This is a genomic window from Streptomyces sp. NPDC090032, assembly GCF_044748025.1.
GTDB lineage: Bacteria > Actinomycetota > Actinomycetes > Streptomycetales > Streptomycetaceae > Streptomyces.
The window spans coordinates 71,988-88,586 of the sequence record NZ_JBIVFF010000016.1 but is presented as its reverse complement, the minus strand read 5'-3'; the positions used below and the strand labels follow the sequence as shown (position 1 = coordinate 88,586).

Here is a 16,599-nt window from a genome sequence, read left to right as displayed (position 1 = left end):
GCAAGGGCCTACGCCATCGTCAGGAACCTCTGGACGATGGAGGCGAGCAGCACCGCGAGCAGCGGCAGCGAGAACCAGAAGGTGCTCTGCAGCCAGCGCAGTTGCCGCACGCCCGGCCGCACCGCCACCCGCACGATCTCGCGCGCCCCGAGCAGCAGGACCAGGGCGACCGCCGCGAGGCCGCCCACCACGGACCACGGGGTCCAGGTGATCTGCGGGCCGATCGGCCCCGGCTCGGCCTTCGGGACCTGGCCGCTCGGCTGCTTGCGCAGCGCGTACATCGTGACGTCGTCGTTGACGAGGACCTTCGTCAGCTCCTGGCGGTCGTCGAGGTTGTGGATCAGCCGCGTCTGCCAGGTCTTCGCGTACCCGACGTCCATCTGCAGATAGACGACCTGACTCTTGTTGATCATGAGGTACGAGTTGGGGCCCGCGTCCTTGAGCGCCTTCACCAGGCTGGAGACGAGCACCGGGTCGACGGGCGCGAGTGTGGGAACGTACTGCACCTTCTCCATGTCACGGGTGCCCCAGGGCAGCGCGGGCGTGACGTTGTCGACGGTGTCGTTGCTCATCCACAGGAGGCGGACCGTCGGGTCGTCGTGTGCGTAGACGTAGTCCATGGCCGCGACCTCGCCCGGCCTGACCCGCTCGAACGCCTCGTTGCCCCAGCGCGCCACGAGGAAGCCGCCCATCAGGATCAGGCCGGCCATCAGCGCGGCGAGCGGCGCGAGGCTCACCCGGTCGCGGTCGCGTTCCTTCGCGGTGACCCCGGTGCGCGGGAACAGCGCGAGGCCGGCGAGCAGCGCGGCGCCCGGCAGCGCGAACATGAAGACGCGCAGCGCCATCTCGCCGCCGTACGACTGCATGCCGAAGCCCAGGAACGGGACGAACGTCAGGACGAGGAGGGAGCGCTCCCGGTACTTGGCGTCGCGCCGCCGCCACCAGCCCCAGCACGCGAACGCCATCACGCCGCCGGCGAGCAGCACGCGCGCGTAGAGGACGAGTTTGTGAGCCGAACTGCCGCCCTGGATACGCCCGGAGACCGACGACGACACATTGCCGCCGACGCCGCCGAGCCCGCCGAACAGCTCGTCGAAGTGGCCCGACCAGTACGGCTCGGCGAGGAACGAGACCCATACCGCGACCAGGACCGCGAACAGGATCGGCAGACCGCGCAGCTCGGAGCGGCCCACGAGCACCAGGACCGCGAGGACCCCGAGCATCACGAACGGGGTGAGCTGATGGGCCGGGACCGTCGCCGCGAACAGGCCGATCAGGACGAGCAGCAGTACCGCCCGCTGGCGCCGGTCGGTGGGTTCGACCTCCAGCTCGCCGGGCCGCCGCTTGGTCCACAGCACCCGCGGCGCCCGGAACCACACCAGCAGGATGGCGACGAAGGCCAGGTAGAGGAGGTACGTGAAGCCCTGCGGGGAGAAGTAGTCCTGGCCGACCCAGCCGCTGAGTACGAAGATCCACAGCCCGGTCCACTTCGCGCGCCAGCTCGCCCGCATCGAGCGCGTGAGCAGGAACATCGGCGCGAGGTAGAGCAGTTGCATGGCGAGCGGCCACCAGCGGATGACCTCGGTCATGTCCGTGACACCGCACGCCTTGGCGACGAACGTCGCGGTGGCGAAGAACCCGGGCCAGCTCCAGCGCGCGTCCAGGTCGGGCACCGCCGAGCCGGTCCTGTCGATGTACTCCATGAAGCCCAGGTGCTGCCACGCCGTAGCGAACCGCGGCTCCGCCTCGATCACGGCGGGCAGCGCGTGCAGCGAGACGACCGTGGCGACCAAGGTCAGCAACAGCAGCCATTTGTGCGGGCGTTCGAGCCACAGGAGGGACGCGAACACGACGATCAGGAGTGCCGCGCCCAGCAGCGTCGCGGGCGGCAGCACGGAGATGAGCCCGAGCCCGCCCATCGCGTCGAGATCGCCGTCGCCCAGGCCCAGTACGGGTCCCCAGTACAGGCCGAGCGCGGCGACGAGCAGCAGCCCCAGGGCGACGACGCGCGGGCTCAGAGGCGCGAGCCGGCCCCGCGGGCCGCGGGCGGCGGGCGCGTCCGGGGCCCGCGTGGCCGAGGGGAGGACCGCGGTGACCGACGTGTCAGAGGTGCCGGAGGCCGAAGTTGGGGCCGGGCCCAGGTCCACCTCCAGGTCCGGCTCGGCGGGCGGTCTCGGCGTCGGTGGGGACGGGGACTTCAGCGCCCAGGTCGGCCGGTGCCCCATGTCGTCCTCCCCGCCCCCCGCCGCCGGCGTCCCGTGCGCGGGTGTCGCGGGCCCCGGCCGCACGTCGGGGCGCCGCTCCTGATGGTCCAGATTGAGTTGCACCGCGAGGTGCAGGGTGTCCGAGTCGAGTGTGCCGCGCAGCGCCTGTCCGGGGCCCTGCCGCTTGCCCCCGGCGGCCACGTCCGAACAGCCGAGGTCGGCCAGATCGCCGTCCGGGGCCGCCACGAGGGGCGACGTGGCCGGGGGAGCGGTCCGCACGATGCGGTACAGCTTCGGCGCGGCCAGCGCCACGATCACGGCCAGGCTGGAGATCTCCGCGACCCCCGCGCCCGTCAGGCCCATCCGGGGCAGGAGCAGCAGCGTCAGGCCGAGGACGAGGACGCACAACAGGCCCTGCAGCCAGGCGAGGCCGGCCGTCCGGCTCTGCGCGCGCAGCACCGCGAAGTACGTCTCCATGACCACGCGCAGTGCCGCGCCGACGGCGAACCAGCGCAGCAGCGGCGTCGCCGCGTGCGCGTAGTCGTCGCCGAAGACGTGCAGGACCAGCGGCGCCGCGAGGAACAGCAGCCCGCAGACCGGCAGCATGATCCGCGCCATCCGGCGCAGCGCCGCCCGGGTGTTGGCCGCGAGCTGCGCGGGGTCGTGGGAGCCCTCCACCGTGAGCGAGGCGCCCATGTTGATGGCGAGCAGGTTGACGGTGCCGCCGATGGTGGTGGTGATGTAGAAGTACGCGTTGTCGGCGGAGCTGACCTGCGAGGCGATCAGGACCGGGACGAGATAGACGACGGCGAGCGAGAACAGGGAGCCCGTGTAGTCGCCCGCCAGGAAGCGGCCCACCTCGCGCAGCGTCGGCGGGTCCGTGCGGTGCGCCGTGAGTTCGACGTGCCGCGGCACCAGACGCCGGAACACCAGCCAGCCCAACGGGATCACCGACGTCGCGATGGCCACGACCCACGAGACGAAGACCCCGGTCGTGGGGATCGCCACGGCGAACGCGATGAGCAGGCCCAGCTTCACCGTCGAGAAGACGGTGTTGCCGACCGGCACCCACAGTGCGCTGCGCAGTCCGGTCAGCACGCCGTCCTGGAGCGTGAGCAGCGACCAGGCGACCACGGCGGCGATGAACCCGAGCCCGTTGAGCGGGCCGTGCAGGAACCGGTACGACGGCCCCCACACGTCCAGCGTCAGCAGGAAGACCAGCGCCGCGCACGCGACGGCGAATGAACTTCCGGCGTACGTACGGAAGATGAAACTGCCGGTGCGCCGCCCCGCGATCGGGATGAAGCGCGCCAGCGCCCCCGTGAGCGTCACCGCGGTCAGCCCCGCGAGGAATTTCATCGCCGCGATGGCCGCCGAGCCCTGGCCCACCGAGTCCGCCGTGTAGTAGCGGGCCGCGGCGAGCCAGAAGCCGACGCCGAGCACCCCGGAGATGCCGGTGTTGAGCATCAGGGCATAGGCGTTGCGGAACAGCTGGTTGCCGCTCCCCGAGCCCATGCCGGGCAGCCGCAGTCTGCGGCCGGCCGGCTGCGGGGGCTCGGTCGTCGGAGGGGTCGTGGCGGCCTGGGCGGTGGTCGTGTCAGACACGGGTTCGGATTGCCTTCCGGCGGACCTGTCGGGCTCTGCGGACCAGGGCGTACCCCTTGGTAAGGGCACGGTCCTTGGCGAAGTTACGGGCGATCGCGCGGCCCTCCACGAGCCGCGTGAACTCCTCGATTCCGGTGGCGCGGCGCACGGTGACGCGCTGCAGGGCGTACGGGCCCTGCCGCCGCCGTGCCAGTCCGTTGCCGACGGCCAGGGACTGGGCGAACCCGGCCCCGCGCACCGCGGCGCGCACCCGCCGGCTGGAGTAGCCGTACGGGTACGCGAACGACACCGGCACCGCGCCGAGTTCGCCGGCGACGATCTCCTTGCAGCGCAGCAGCTCGAACCCGAGCGCGTCGTCGTCGAGCTGGTCGAGCTGCGGATGCGTGTGGCTGTGCCCGCCGATCTCCGTCCCGGCGTCGGCGAGCGCGCGCACCTCGTGCCAGCCGAGCATCGTGTCGAGCCCGCCCCCGGTGTCGTACGCCCCGCGCAGCCAGCCCGTCGACACGAACAGCGTCGACGGGAAGCCGTGCTTGGCGAGGACGGGGAGGGCGTGGCGGTGCACGCCCTCGTATCCGTCGTCGAAGGTGATGAGGACGGGCCGCTCGGGCAGGGCGCGCCCGGGGGAGCGCCAGATCGCGGCGAGTTCGGCGGTCGTCAGGGGAGTGAGGCCGAGGTCGGCGACGGCCGCGAGCTGCTCGGCGAACGCCTCGGGCGTCACCGACAGCTCGCGCGTCGCGTCGTTCGGCTCACGCGCCACCGAGTGGTACATGAGGATGGGCACAGGCGTGCTCATGACGCTCCGCCCCCCTCGGCGGCCCCCGCGTCCCCGATCTCCACGACCGAGAACGTCGCACCCGTCCTGCGCGCCCGGAAACTGCCGAGCGCGTACCCACCGGCCGTCGTGAGGACTCCGGCCACGATCGCCCCGGCCCGCCCCGCGCCCCCCGGCCGCGCCAGGACGAAGTCCCGTACCCCGCGCGCAACTCCGGCCGGCAGCACCCGTGTCACGTAGCGCCGCTCGGACTCCAGGCCCTTGTCCGCGCCCACGCTCTGCGCGACCAGCGCCTTGGACAGACCCTCGGCGTACGCCCTCGTGCGGAAGTAGGCGAAGCGCTCGCGGCCCGCGGGGACCCGGTGGTGGATCACCGCGCGGTCGTCGATCAGGAGCACCGCGTCCGGCCTTGCACGGGTGAGCCGGATGCACAGCTCCGTCTCCTCGCAGCCGAGCGGCCGCTTGTCGCCGTCGCGGCCGATGCCCGTCGCGAAGCCGCCCGCGGCGTCGAAGGCGGACCGCCGGAACGAGGCGTTCCCGCCGAGCACGTTGCGCACCCGCACCTTCCCGCGCGGCAGCCCCTTGTACGTACAGCCGACGACCCAGTCGAACTCCTCGGGGAACCACATGGGGCGGCGGCCCGAGGCCCAGACGGGCTCCGTGCGGCCGCCCACCGCCATGACCAGGGGATCCTCGTACCCGGCCGCGAAGTGCCGCAGCCAGTCCCGCTCCGCGACCGCGTCGTCGTCGAGGAACGCGACGATCCCGCCGCGCGAGACGGCGATGCCCGTGTTGCGTCCCGCCGACAGGCCGCGCGGGCCCGCGTTGGCGAGCACGCGGACGTCGGCTGACTTCTCGTGGTCCTTGTACTCCTGGCCGAGACGCTCCAGGAGAGCCGGGTTGTGGTCGACCACCAGCAGCGTCTCGAGCGCCGGCAAAGACTGCGCCCGCACCGAGGCCACCGCCGCGAGGATGTCCTCCCAGCGGTCCTCGGTGTAGACGCAGATCACGACGGACACGCCGCCGTGCGGGGCGTGAGCGCTCAAGACACCTCTCCCCGGCCCGTGTTGAGCATGCTCGCCTGCGTCCGGCGGCGCTGCGCGCGCCGGGTCGAGCGTTCCTTGAGGATCACCTTGAGGACCCGCAGCCCGTCCCGTACGGCCCGCAGATTGCTCGCGCCGTGGATGCGCAGGTACTCGTGGCTCGGGATCTCCTGGACCTTGAGGCCGGCCTTGACGACCCGGATGTTCATCAGGGTCTCGACCTCGAAGCCGGTGCAGTCGAGGTCGATCTGGTCCAGGCAGCGCCTCCAGAACGCGTTGTAGCCGTAGCAGAGGTCGGTGTAGCGGGCGCCGAACTTCTTGTTGACGACCGCGCACAGCGCCCAGTTGCCGAGCTTGCGGATCGGCGTCATGTCGTCGGTGCCGCCGCCGTTGGCGAAGCGGGAGCCCTTGGCGAAGTCGGCGCCCGAGACCAGGGCGGAGACGTAGGAGACGATCTCCTGGCCGTCCGCGGAACCGTCCGCGTCGACCATCACGATGATGTCTCCCGTGCACGCAGCGAAGCCGGTGATCAGGGCGTCGCCCTTGCCCTTGCCGCGCTGCGGGACGACGACCACGTCGGGCCACAGTTCGCGGGCGACCTCCACCGTGTTGTCGGTCGAATTCCCGTCCACGAGAACCACTTCGTGGATCCAGTCGGGAAGTGTTTTGAAGACGTACGGAAGGTTTTCCGCCTCATTCATGGCCGGGATCACGACGCTCACCGGCGGCGCAATCGCGAGATGGGTCGAGATCGCCCTGTACTGGCTGGGTATTGCAGGACGCACAAAAGAACTCATGAGTCTGGTCCCTCTCGTCCGGTGGACCGCCCGCCCCCGGGCGGTCCGATTGTTTATCCGGTTCGAAAGGGGGGTGCTCACCTACGGCCATGACAAATACAGCTCTGTACAGGCCAGGTGAGCTGGCAAAATAGACCGATCGACTAAATCGGCCACGCGGCACGCGACTCGGCTGAAACTCGGTCACCGAGCACGGCACCCCCCTACCGCGCCCCGCGCCGGACCATCGCGATCTTGAGCCCTCCCCTGGATCGCTATTGCATTGATGGTCCGATGCGGGTGGATGTACGACGGTATTGATGATTGAGACTGTATGGCAAGACCTGCAACGAGGCCCCGCTTTTCTGTTGTTTTTGACCTTTACCTGACTCTTGTCTTCAACTCCCCGAACGGATTTTCCCCATCCGTTTGAGGAATTTGTCGGCCGGCTCGAAGAATTCGGGCCGGGACAGCACGGTGTTACGCAGCGCCCGGACCGGAGCGCGGCGCGCCCGATGTCCGAGAGCGACCGGATGACGGCGCGTCACCCAACCCTCGTGCACGGTCAGTTCCCGTGTTTTGAGGGAGTCCTTGTATTCCTTCTGGCCGCGGCCGAGGTCCAGATAGGCGATGCCGTCGGCGGCGGCCGCCTCGGCCATGCGCAGATGCAGGATCAGCCCCGGCGAGAACTTCGCGAACGCCGGGTCGTAGGCCGGGAACCAGCAGGCGAGCACGCGCTCCGAGCGGAGCCCGAAGTGTGCGGCGACCGGCTGCCCGCCCGCGTACAGGACCGACAGGATCCCGGCGAACGGCTCCGAGGAGGTGTGGAAGAGCTGCTGCGCAAGGCGGTTGATCCAGGCGTGCGCGAAGCGGTCGCTGCGGCCGGTCCTGCGGTACTGGGCCGACTTCCACTCCATCAGCGTCGCCAGGGCCCGCGGGTCGCGCTCGTCGTGCACGTAGCGCACCTCGCCGGCGTCCCGGCCCAGCTTGCGGTCCTTGGCCAGTGTCGTCCTGGTGAACTTCGGCGACCGCTCGCGCAGCAGGCGCAGATATGTCTCGTACCCCTGGTCGACGTCCATGACCGGGGAAGGGAAGCTGCCGGAGGCCTCTGCCTCGAACGGCTCCTGGCCTCCCGTCAGGTGGTCGAACTCCCATACCGAGAGCCCGCAGGCCCGCAGCAGGTCACGGGCGTCCCACTCGAAGCCGGGTCTGTGCACCAGGCCCTGGCTGTCGGAGACGCCGAGGCCGACGGCTCTGCCGACGCCGGTGACGGATCTCTGGAACGGGAAGAACGCCGCGGGTTCGCCGTCCTCGCGCACGACGGCGATCCGCACACCGCGCCGGCAGCGGCCCATCGCGAGGGTGAACTCGGGCGAGAGGAAAGGGTTCGCAAGCTCGGGCATGCCGTGCAGATGCGCCTTGGACTGCATGGCCGTCCAGGCGGCCCGGTCGGCGGCGGTCAGCTCACCGGGCCGGTGCAGGGTGACGTCCACGTCAGGAGTCCCGCCTTCCCGGTGCGCGGCCGAGGAGCCGCCGCGCGGGGATCATCGGAACGACGAGGCCGGCGACGCTGATCGACGCGATCGTGACGACCCCGCCGGTCACCGACCAGCGGTGCGTGGCGAGCATCGCCTCGGCCACGAGCAGGTCGAGCGCGACCGCTCCCGCGACGGCACAGATCCAGCGGCCCCAGGGATCGAGTCCGCGCAGTGCGGATGCGATCGCGGCGCCCGGCGCCGCGATCAGGAAGAAAAGCGTCAACGGGCCGCGCAGCGGCGACGAGATGTCCGCGAGCGCCAATGCCGCGCCGACCCCTGCGACGGCCGCGGCCACCCCTGCTGCCAGGGGTGATACGTCCCTGCTGCGTCCCCACTGCGCAGGTGACGGTGCTCTGTCTGATGGCGGTGGCTTGATGCCGATGGTCTGCATTGGCGACTTTGCCCCCCGAAGCGCCGGATGCCGGGCTTCAATGTCGCGCAGTCCCAGGGCCCCAGTCAAGATGCGGAGGGAGTGTGCAGATGTCATACGCACGTTCCCCGGAGACCTGGTGCGCCCAGGGGGAACTCACGTTCACACAGGGTCGGTTGGGATCCGGCCGGGATCCGGCTCTGTTCTGGCTCGGATCCGGCGGTCTACGGGCGTAGCGCAAGGAAATTGAGGGTATGTCATAAGTCTGACATGTACCTGCAATCGAACGTCGGGCGAACTCTCGTGAGGTGCGCGGGAAAAGGTTGACATGGACACTTCCCGTGAACTGTGGGGCGTGCTACCACAGTTGTGGCAGAGATCCTGCTAAGGGAGGTTTTCATGAGACGTTTCAGATTTACGGCGTACGTGACCTCAATCCTCTTCGCGGCCGGCTTCGCCCTCACCGGGGCGACAGCGGCCCAGGCATCCGAACAGGCCGCGGCCACGGGCTACGTGGCCCTCGGCGACTCGTACTCGTCCGGCGTGGGTTCCGGCAGCTACGACAGTTCCAGCGGCTCCTGCAAGCGCAGCACCAAGGCCTATCCCGCACTATGGGCGGCCACCCACTCACCCTCGACCTTCAACTTCACCGCCTGCTCGGGTGCGCGTACGGGTGATGTCCTGTCCGGACAGCTGGGCCCGCTCGGCCCCGGCACCGGCCTCGTCTCCATTTCGATCGGCGGCAACGACGCGGGCTTCGCGGACGTCATGACCACCTGCGTCCTGCAGTCCGAGTCGACCTGCGTCGCCCGCGTCAACGAGGCCAAGGCGTACGTCCAGAACACCCTGCCCGCCAAACTCGACCAGGTGTACGACGCGATCAGCGCCAAGGCCTCCGCCGCCCACGTCGTCGTCCTCGGCTACCCGCGCTTCTACCAGCTCAACGGCTCCTGCGTCGCGGGCCTGACCGAGACCGAGCGCGCCGCGATCAACGGCGCGGCCGACCTCATCAACTCCACCACCGCCAAGCGGGCCGCCGACCACGGCTTCGCGTTCGGCAACGTGACCTCGACCTTCACCGGTCACGAGATCTGCTCGGGCAGCGCCTGGCTGCACAGCGTCAACTGGCTGGACCCCAGCGAGTCCTACCACCCCACCGCGGCCGGCCAGTCCGGCGGCTACCTCCCTGTGTTCAGCGCGGCCGCCTAGCAAGCACGGCTCGGTACGACTCAGTAAGGCGCTGCACGACTCAGTAAGGCTCAGTGAGACGAGGACGGTGAGGGGGAAGTCCCGCCCGTAGGGGACTCCGTCTTGCACGTCACCGCGTACGCCACCGAGTTCGACGTGGCACGGACGGGGGCACGCACCTCCACACTCACCTGGTTGTGGAGCGTGGCCCCGTCCGTGTAGCCCGTCTCGACATGGTCGACCGACCTCGTCCTCGGCCCGCCGGACGTGAAGCTGAGCTTCTTCCATCCCGGGTCGCTCGACTCGCCTCTCGCCGTCACCCAGCGGTACTGGACGTCGACGGGCACGCGGCCCACCGTGAACGTCGCCCTGAAAGCCGGTGCCTCGCCCGCCGGCGGCGGACAGGTGCCGCTGTAACTCCCGCGCACCGCGGAGACGCTGACACTCACGGACTGCTGTGGCGGCGTCGAGTGCTCTCCGCCGCCACCCTTGCCGGTGCTGTGGTCCGCGCTCGGCGAGCCGCCTGCGCCACCCTTCGAATCATCGTCCGAAGGGCTGCGCGACGCGCTGGAGGAGCTTCCGCCGGAACTCCCGCTTCCACTGGCGGAGTTGTCGCTCCCGTCGCCGCGGTTCATCAGTGCGTAGGTGAGTCCGCCGAGCGCCAGGAGCAGCGCCACGACGCCGGCGAGCAGGACGGCGACGGACCTGCGGGGGCGCTCCGGATGTGTGGTGGCCGGATCCGGGGAAGTCGTCGTCTCCTGTCCCGAGGGGAACGCGGTGGGAACCGGAGTAGGCGGCGTCCCCTGCCACGACGTCTGCGTCGGCGTCGACGGCCCCGGGGACGCCAGGACCGTGCCCGCGCGGGGCGTGCCGCCCGCGCCCACCTGCCTCAGATCGCGCTCGGCGTCGGCCGCCGGGGTCCGCTCGGCCGGGTCCTTGCGCAGCAGGCCCTCGATGACGGGGGCCAGGGGGCCGGCGCGGTGGGCGGGCGGCAGTTCCTCGTCCACGACCGCCCGCAGCGTGCTCAGCGGCGTCTGCTGCCGGAACGGCGACTGCCCCTCGACGGCCGCGTACAGCAGAACCCCGAGCGACCACAGGTCGGACTCGGGCCCCGGCGTGCGCCCCAACGCCCGTTCGGGAGCCAGGAATTCGGGGGAGCCGACCATCTCGCCCGTCATCGTGAGCGCCGAACTGCCCTCGACCGTCGCGATGCCGAAGTCGGTCAGGACGATGCGTCCGTCGTTCGCGATCAGTACGTTGCCCGGCTTCACGTCCCGGTGCAGCACGCCCGCCTCGTGCGCGGCGCGCAGTGCGGAGACCACCTCGGCCCCGATGTGCGCCGCGCGCCGTGGAGGCAGCGGGCCTTCGGCGTCGATGAGGTCGGAGAGGGAGAGCCCGCGCACCAGTTCCATCACGATCCAGGGGCGGTCGTCCTCGGTCGCCACGTCGTACACGGTGACCACGTTCCGGTGCGAGATGCGGGCCGCGGCCCAGGCCTCCCGTTCCAGGCGCGCGTACATCCGGTCGATCTCGCCCGTCGGGAGCCCGGCCGGGGCGCGGACCTCCTTGACGGCGACCTCACGGCCGAGGACCTCGTCGCGGGCGCGCCATACGGTGCCCATGCCGCCCTCGCCCAAGGGGCTCAGCAGCCGGTACCGCCCGGCGATCACACGCGCTTCGCCGGCCTCTCGACTGCCCGGATTCTCGCTCACGGGCGACCCCCATCCGTAGCGGTGCGATTCTTCACAAAGCTAGCCCAGTGTCCGTGAGATCGCCCACGTTCCGGACGTGCCCGTTCCTGCCCGTCATGTCCAACTCGCCCTGGAATCAATTAAATTCGGTGAGTAATCGTCAACCTCCTTATAGGGGAGGTGAATCCTGCGACCGGGATACACGAGTGTCACGGCGGGGCGATAGGGTTAACCTGCCCGGGCCGGGTGCCCTCGTACGGGTGGGGAGTGACATGGAACAGATAACAGTGCGCAGCAGGCCACGTGTGCCTGCGATCACCTGCGGGAGCAGCGCGACCAGCTCGCGTCTCGACCGCCATCTCTCGGTGCTGGGCGGTCCCGCCGTTCCGCAGCGCGAGGCGGCGGAGGCGACGTTGCTGATGCGTGAGCTCACCTCGCGTGACGCCGCGCACGAGCGCAGCAGCAGGGGCGCGCGAGTGAGCCGTGTCTCGCTCTTCGCACCACTGCGGCGACTGCGCCGCTCGCTGTTCGGCGGCCGCCGCTGACAGGCGGTCATCACCGGCACAGCCCGATTCCGCGCTCAGGCGACCATGCCGTACCGGCACGGCGCCGCGATCTCCGCGACCGTCATCCCCACGGCACGCGGCGTCGCCCAGGTGTGCTCGCCTGACGCGGGACAGGGATCTCCTGCCACCCCGGCACCGCTCTCCCCATCGGACCGCCCCGGCAATGAGCAGGCACTGACACGGCCTCAACAGGGCGTCAGTGCCACGTCGACACGGCGATTGAGCCGCACCCACCCCACTCCCGGTGCGCCGCCCCGCCCCTCCTCTCCGGCACCTTGCGCCGCCGCGCCGCTCCTCCGCCTCGCGCGCCCTCCGCACGGTCGTCTTTCCGCCATTCCGGGGCCTGTTGACGCCCCCGCAGGCATCGCCACACGCAGTCATCCATGTCCGGTGCGTAACAGCTTTGTCATGCACGGATGTTGACGGGGCAATGTCGCGGGGCCAATGTTGCGCCTGATCCTGATCGTTTGGCCTGTACACGGAAACCTCACCCCCGGAGGTACGCGCGTGTGTGACCTGCACGACCAGCACGACCACGACATCCCGGCCATGAGCGGCCCCGCCCTGAGCAGGCGCCGCATCATGCAGCTGCTCGGGGCGGCCGGTGTCACCGGCGCCGTCATGACCGCCGAGGCCGACCCGGCGATGGCCGCCTCCGCCGACGTCACCCCGGCCGGCTACACCGCCCCCGAAGGGCTCGCCGAGGACAGCCCCGCCAAGACCGCGGCCCTGGGCTGGATCGCCTCCAACGAGGCCCGCATCACCGGCCTGAACGCCGAGATCTGGGAGAACGCGGAGCTCTCCCTGCGCGAGTGGAAGTCCTCCCTCGCCGAGGCCGCGTTCCTGGAGAAGGCGGGCTTCGACGTCGAGTTCGGCACCGCCGGGTTCCCCACCGCGTTCACCGCCACGTACACGTACGGCAAGGGCGGCCCCGCCCTCGGGTTCAGCGGCGAGTACGACGCGCTGCCCGGCCTCTCGCAGAACAAGGGTGTCGGCCACCACGACCCGCGGGAGTACATCCACGACCCCTTCGCGCCCAGCTACGGGCCCGGCCACGGCTGCGGGCACAGCGCGCTGGGTACGGCGGCCGCCGCCGCTGCCGCGGCCGTCGCGCAGGCGGCCCAGAAGCACAAGCTGCCCGTCACCGTGAAGTTCTTCGGCTCCACCGCCGAGGAGACCCTGATCGGCAAGACGTACGCGGTGAGCAAGGGCGTCTACGAGGGGCTCGACGCGTTCCTCGACTGGCACCCCTCGACGGCCAACGCGACCGGCTGGGGCAGCACGACCGCGATGACCGCCGTCACCTTCACGTTCCTCGGCGTCGCGGGCCACGGTGGCACCCCGCTGGGCAACAAGTCGGCCCTGGACGCCGCCGTGATGATGGCGACCATGTCGGAGTTCCTCCGGGAGGAGAACCTCGCCCCGTCCGGCCGCCTCCACTGGGTCATCAACAACGGCGGCGACATCCCGAACGTGACCCCGGAGATAGCGGAGATCTCGTACTACGTGCGCGAGGGCAGCCCCGCCCGCGTACAGGTCCTGCTCGACAAGGTGATCGCCGTCTCCGAGGCGGCGGCCAAGGCCTCGCAGACCACGGTGCGCCACCGCGTCACCTCGGCCTGCTGGAACCAGCTCCCGGCGAAGTCGTTCGCGGAGCTCCTCCACGAGAACATGCGGCAGATCGGACCGCCGAAGTTCGGCGCGGACGCGCACCGGCTCGCGAAGGAACTCCAGGAGTCGCTCGGCCTGCCCCAGCAGGGCATGCACGACAAGATCGGCGAGCTGACCGCGCCCAACCCTGTGTTCATGGGCGGTGGTTCGACCGATGTCGCCGACATCAGCTGGAACGTGCCGACCGTCTCGATGGGCGCGGCGCTCGCCCCCATCGGCACCAAGATGCACACCTGGTCCACCGCTGCCTGCGCGGCGGCGGCACCCGGTCAGGCCGCTGTCGTCGCCGCCGCGAAGTACCTGGCCGCGACGGCCGTCGACCTGCTCACCCAGCCGGCCAGGCTGAAGGCGATCAAGGACGAGTTCGCGGAGCGCACCAAGGGCCTTCAGTGGAAGACGGCCCTGCCGGACGGCTATGAGCCGCCCATGTACGAGCCCCCGCAGTGGTTCCTGGCGAAGACCGGCCAGAAGTGGCCCCCGAAGAACATCACCTGGCCGCCCCAGCGGGTCGTCTCGAAGGAGAAGTTCTCCTCGCTCGGACCCGAGCTGGCCCCGCAGAAGTAGGCCGGCCCGCAGTTCGCTCAGCGTCCGCCGGTCGTGTACCGGCGGACGGCGAGCGGCACGCACACCGCGAGCAGCACCGCGCACCAGGCGAGCGACCCGGCCACCGGGTGCGCCACAGGCCACGAGGAGCCGCCCGGTACGGGGGCGTTGCCGAACAGGTCGCGTACGGCCGTGGCCACGGCGCTGATCGGGTTCCACTCGGCGAGCACCCGCACCCAGCCGGGGAATCCCGCCGTCGGGATGTACGCGTTCGACAGCAGCGGAAGCATGAACGTCGCGCCGCCGAGCTGGCCCGCCGCCTCCTCGCTGCGCGACAGGAGTCCGAGCAGGATGCCGACCCACGTCGTGGCGAAGCGGAACAGCAGCAACAGGCCGAAGCCGCCCGCCGCTTCGAGCGCACCGCCCTCGATCCGCCAGCCCATCGCGAGCCCGACGAGGAGCAGCGGCACGAGACCGGCCGCCGTCGTCACGAGGTCGGCCGCCGCCTGCCCGAGGGGGACGGCCGCGCGGCTCATCGGCAGCGTGCGGAAGCGGTCCATGACGCCCCGGTGCGAGTCCTGGGCGGCGGTGAACATCCCGGTCATGATCCCGTTGGCCGCGGTCGCGACGAGCATGCCCGGCACCAGGAAGGCGCGGTAGTCCGCGCCGGGCATCGCGAGGGCGCTGCCGAAGACGTACCCGAAGAAGAGCAGGAAGACGATCGGCATCGTCTGCGTCATCACGAGGATCGCCGGCGCGTGCCGGATCCGCTGGAGGTGCCGGCCGAGCATCGCCGTGCCGTCGTACAGGAGCGCGGTGGTCATCGGGTCTCCAATGCAGGGGAGTTGGGGCCGGTGGGCGGTGGTGCGGTCATGCGACGAGCTCCCGTCCGCCGGTGAGGCGCAGGAACGCCTCGTCGAGGGTCGGCGGACGCAGGGTCGCATCCACGATCGGGACGCCGGACGCGTCCAGTTCGCGGACGATGCGGGGGAGGGTGAGGGTCTGGTCGAGGGTGACGACGCCGACCGTCCTGCGGTCCGGGTCGAGGGCCGGCTCGGCGCCGGTGAGCTGGTCGAGGACGACGGCGGCGGCGTGCAGGGCCGCGTCCTCGGCGACCACCACCTCCGCGTAACTGCCGGTCTGTGCCTTGAGTTCGGCGGGGGTGCCCCGGTGGGCGGCGCGGCCCCCGTCGATCAGCACCACGGAGTCGGCGAGCTGGTCGGCCTCCTCCAGGTACTGCGTGGTGAGCAGCACGGTGGTGCCCTGGCCGGTCAGCTCGCGGACCGCGTCCCAGATGCCGTTCCTGCTGTGCGGGTCGAGTCCGGTCGTCGGCTCGTCGAGGAACAGCACGGCAGGGCGCGTGAGCAGGCTCGCCGCGAGGTCGAGGCGGCGGCGCATGCCGCCGGAGTACGTACGGGCCGTACGGTCGGCCGCCGCGGCGAGGCCGAAGCGGTCGAGCAGTTCGTCGGCGCGGGTCCGCGGCAGACGCAGGAGGCGGGCGAACAGGCGCAGGTTCTCGCGCCCGGTGAGGTCGCCGTCGACCGAGGCGTACTGCCCGGTGACGCCGATCCGGCGGCGTACGGCCGCGGACTCGGTCAGGACGTCGTGGCCCGCGACACGCGCGGACCCGGCATCGGGCCGCAGCAGGGTGGTGAGCACCCGGACGGCCGTCGTCTTGCCCGCGCCGTTCGGTCCGAGCAGCCCGCACACCATGCCCTGCTCGACGGCGAGATCGAGGCCCCGCAGGGCGTGGACCACCTGGTCCCCGGAACCGTAACGCTTCTCCAGACCTTCACTAAGTACAGCGTACGTAGAAGTCATGGGGACACCGTAGCGCACTACGTACGGTGTACGTAACTACGATGGTGGGCGAGGTGATGACCGATGACGGGCCGACCGGCCGAACCCGAAGTGATCTGGGCGCGCCCCGAGCGCGCGGGACGTGGCCCGAAACCTGCCTACGGCAGGAGCGACATCGCGGCCGCCGCCGTGCGCGTCGCGGACGCGGACGGGATCGACGCCGTGTCGATGCGGCGGGTCGCGCAGGAGGTCGGCCTCGGCACGATGTCGCTCTACAACTACGTGCCGAGGAAGGACGACCTCTACGAGCTGATGATCGACGCGGTGAGCGCCGAGTACGACCTGTCCGGGCCGACCGGCGACTGGCGCGCCGACCTGCTCGACATCGCCCGGCAGGCGCGCGCCCTGATGATCCGGCACCCGTGGATGCCCCGGCTCATGTCACCCGTCTACGGCTTCAGTCCCAACGCCCTGCGGTACCTGGAGCACTGCATGGCCTGCCTCGAACCGGTCGACCTGCCGGCCGCCACCAAGATGGAACTCGTCGCGTCCCTCACCGGCGTCGTGACCTTCTACGTCGCCACCGAGATCGCCTCCGCCGAGCGGACCCGTTCCCTGCCCTGGTCGGAGGAGCAGGAGTACGCCGCGCGGACCGCCTACCTGGTGAGCCGGATCGCCACGGGCGAGTATCCGCACCTGGCCGCCGCGTTCGCCCAGAGCACCGGGCCCGTCGACATGGAGGAGGCCTTCGAGCGGGCCCTCGGGCGCACGCTCGACGGCTTCGTCTCCTCCTGAGCTTCGGAGGATGCTCAGTCCTGCGAGAGCGCCTCGG

At 70.8% G+C, this 16,599-nt stretch carries 13 protein-coding genes; 4 read left to right on the top strand and 9 right to left on the bottom strand.

Annotated features, from left to right (window positions below; all coding sequences use genetic code 11):
* Window positions 1-8: 8 nt before the first annotated feature.
* The 6 genes from ACIPWY_RS33610 to ACIPWY_RS33585 all read right to left on the bottom strand — a co-directional run bounded on the left by ACIPWY_RS33610 (window position 9) and on the right by ACIPWY_RS33585 (window position 8,233).
* On the bottom strand, window positions 9-3,809 hold the full coding sequence (locus ACIPWY_RS33610; protein WP_393704772.1) for a lipopolysaccharide biosynthesis protein: 3,801 nt from the start codon (window positions 3,807-3,809) through the stop codon (window positions 9-11).
* The gene (locus tag ACIPWY_RS33605) at window positions 3,802-4,602 is read right to left on the bottom strand and encodes a polysaccharide deacetylase family protein (protein WP_362908782.1); all 801 of its coding nucleotides are present in this window, start codon (window positions 4,600-4,602) and stop codon (window positions 3,802-3,804) included. The genes ACIPWY_RS33610 and ACIPWY_RS33605 overlap by 8 nt, the downstream gene beginning before the upstream one ends.
* Complete coding sequence (locus ACIPWY_RS33600) at window positions 4,599-5,627, bottom strand: glycosyltransferase family 2 protein (protein ID WP_393704775.1); 1,029 nt, start codon at window positions 5,625-5,627, stop codon at window positions 4,599-4,601. Before ACIPWY_RS33600 ends, ACIPWY_RS33605 begins: the two co-directional genes overlap by 4 nt.
* Window positions 5,624-6,421 (bottom strand): glycosyltransferase family 2 protein, encoded by a 798-nt coding sequence (locus ACIPWY_RS33595; protein ID WP_362908780.1) that lies wholly within the window; start codon window positions 6,419-6,421, stop codon window positions 5,624-5,626. Before ACIPWY_RS33595 ends, ACIPWY_RS33600 begins: the two co-directional genes overlap by 4 nt.
* A 377-nt stretch (window positions 6,422-6,798) precedes the next feature.
* A complete protein-coding gene (locus ACIPWY_RS33590) occupies window positions 6,799-7,830 on the bottom strand; it encodes a GNAT family N-acetyltransferase (RefSeq protein ID WP_393704848.1) in 1,032 nt (343 codons plus the stop codon).
* A 64-nt stretch (window positions 7,831-7,894) separates the two neighbouring features.
* Entirely contained in the window at window positions 7,895-8,233 is a 339-nt protein-coding gene (locus ACIPWY_RS33585) for a hypothetical protein (protein ID WP_362908778.1), read from the bottom strand.
* A 474-nt stretch (window positions 8,234-8,707) separates the two neighbouring features.
* Here ACIPWY_RS33585 and ACIPWY_RS33580 point away from each other — a divergent pair, with 474 nt between their 5' ends.
* The gene (locus ACIPWY_RS33580; protein WP_393704778.1) at window positions 8,708-9,517 is read left to right on the top strand and encodes an SGNH/GDSL hydrolase family protein; all 810 of its coding nucleotides are present in this window, start codon (window positions 8,708-8,710) and stop codon (window positions 9,515-9,517) included.
* A 50-nt stretch (window positions 9,518-9,567) separates the two neighbouring features.
* On the opposite strand, the gene ACIPWY_RS33575 is transcribed toward ACIPWY_RS33580, so the two are convergent.
* Window positions 9,568-11,118 carry a serine/threonine-protein kinase gene (locus tag ACIPWY_RS33575; RefSeq protein WP_393704850.1) on the bottom strand — a complete coding sequence of 517 codons (1,551 nt, stop codon included), beginning with the start codon at window positions 11,116-11,118 and terminating at the stop codon, window positions 9,568-9,570.
* 341 nt (window positions 11,119-11,459) lie between these two features.
* Between ACIPWY_RS33575 and ACIPWY_RS33570 the strand changes: the two genes are divergently transcribed.
* Entirely contained in the window at window positions 11,460-11,732 is a 273-nt protein-coding gene (locus ACIPWY_RS33570; protein WP_362908775.1) for a hypothetical protein, read from the top strand.
* 528 nt (window positions 11,733-12,260) lie between these two features.
* Window positions 12,261-13,988: an amidohydrolase gene (locus tag ACIPWY_RS33565; protein WP_393704781.1), complete on the top strand. Its 1,728-nt coding sequence runs from the start codon at window positions 12,261-12,263 to the stop codon at window positions 13,986-13,988.
* A 17-nt stretch (window positions 13,989-14,005) separates the two neighbouring features.
* Here the strand turns inward: ACIPWY_RS33565 and ACIPWY_RS33560 are convergent, their stop codons facing one another.
* Window positions 14,006-14,791, bottom strand: coding sequence for an ABC transporter permease (locus ACIPWY_RS33560; protein ID WP_393704783.1), 786 nt, complete (start codon window positions 14,789-14,791; stop codon window positions 14,006-14,008).
* A gap of 46 nt (window positions 14,792-14,837) precedes the next feature.
* The gene (locus ACIPWY_RS33555) at window positions 14,838-15,788 is read right to left on the bottom strand and encodes an ATP-binding cassette domain-containing protein (RefSeq protein ID WP_362908772.1); all 951 of its coding nucleotides are present in this window, start codon (window positions 15,786-15,788) and stop codon (window positions 14,838-14,840) included.
* A 63-nt stretch (window positions 15,789-15,851) separates the two neighbouring features.
* Between ACIPWY_RS33555 and ACIPWY_RS33550 the strand changes: the two genes are divergently transcribed.
* Window positions 15,852-16,562 carry a TetR/AcrR family transcriptional regulator gene (locus ACIPWY_RS33550; protein WP_362908771.1) on the top strand — a complete coding sequence of 237 codons (711 nt, stop codon included), beginning with the start codon at window positions 15,852-15,854 and terminating at the stop codon, window positions 16,560-16,562.
* The last annotated feature ends 37 nt before the right edge of the window (window positions 16,563-16,599 follow it).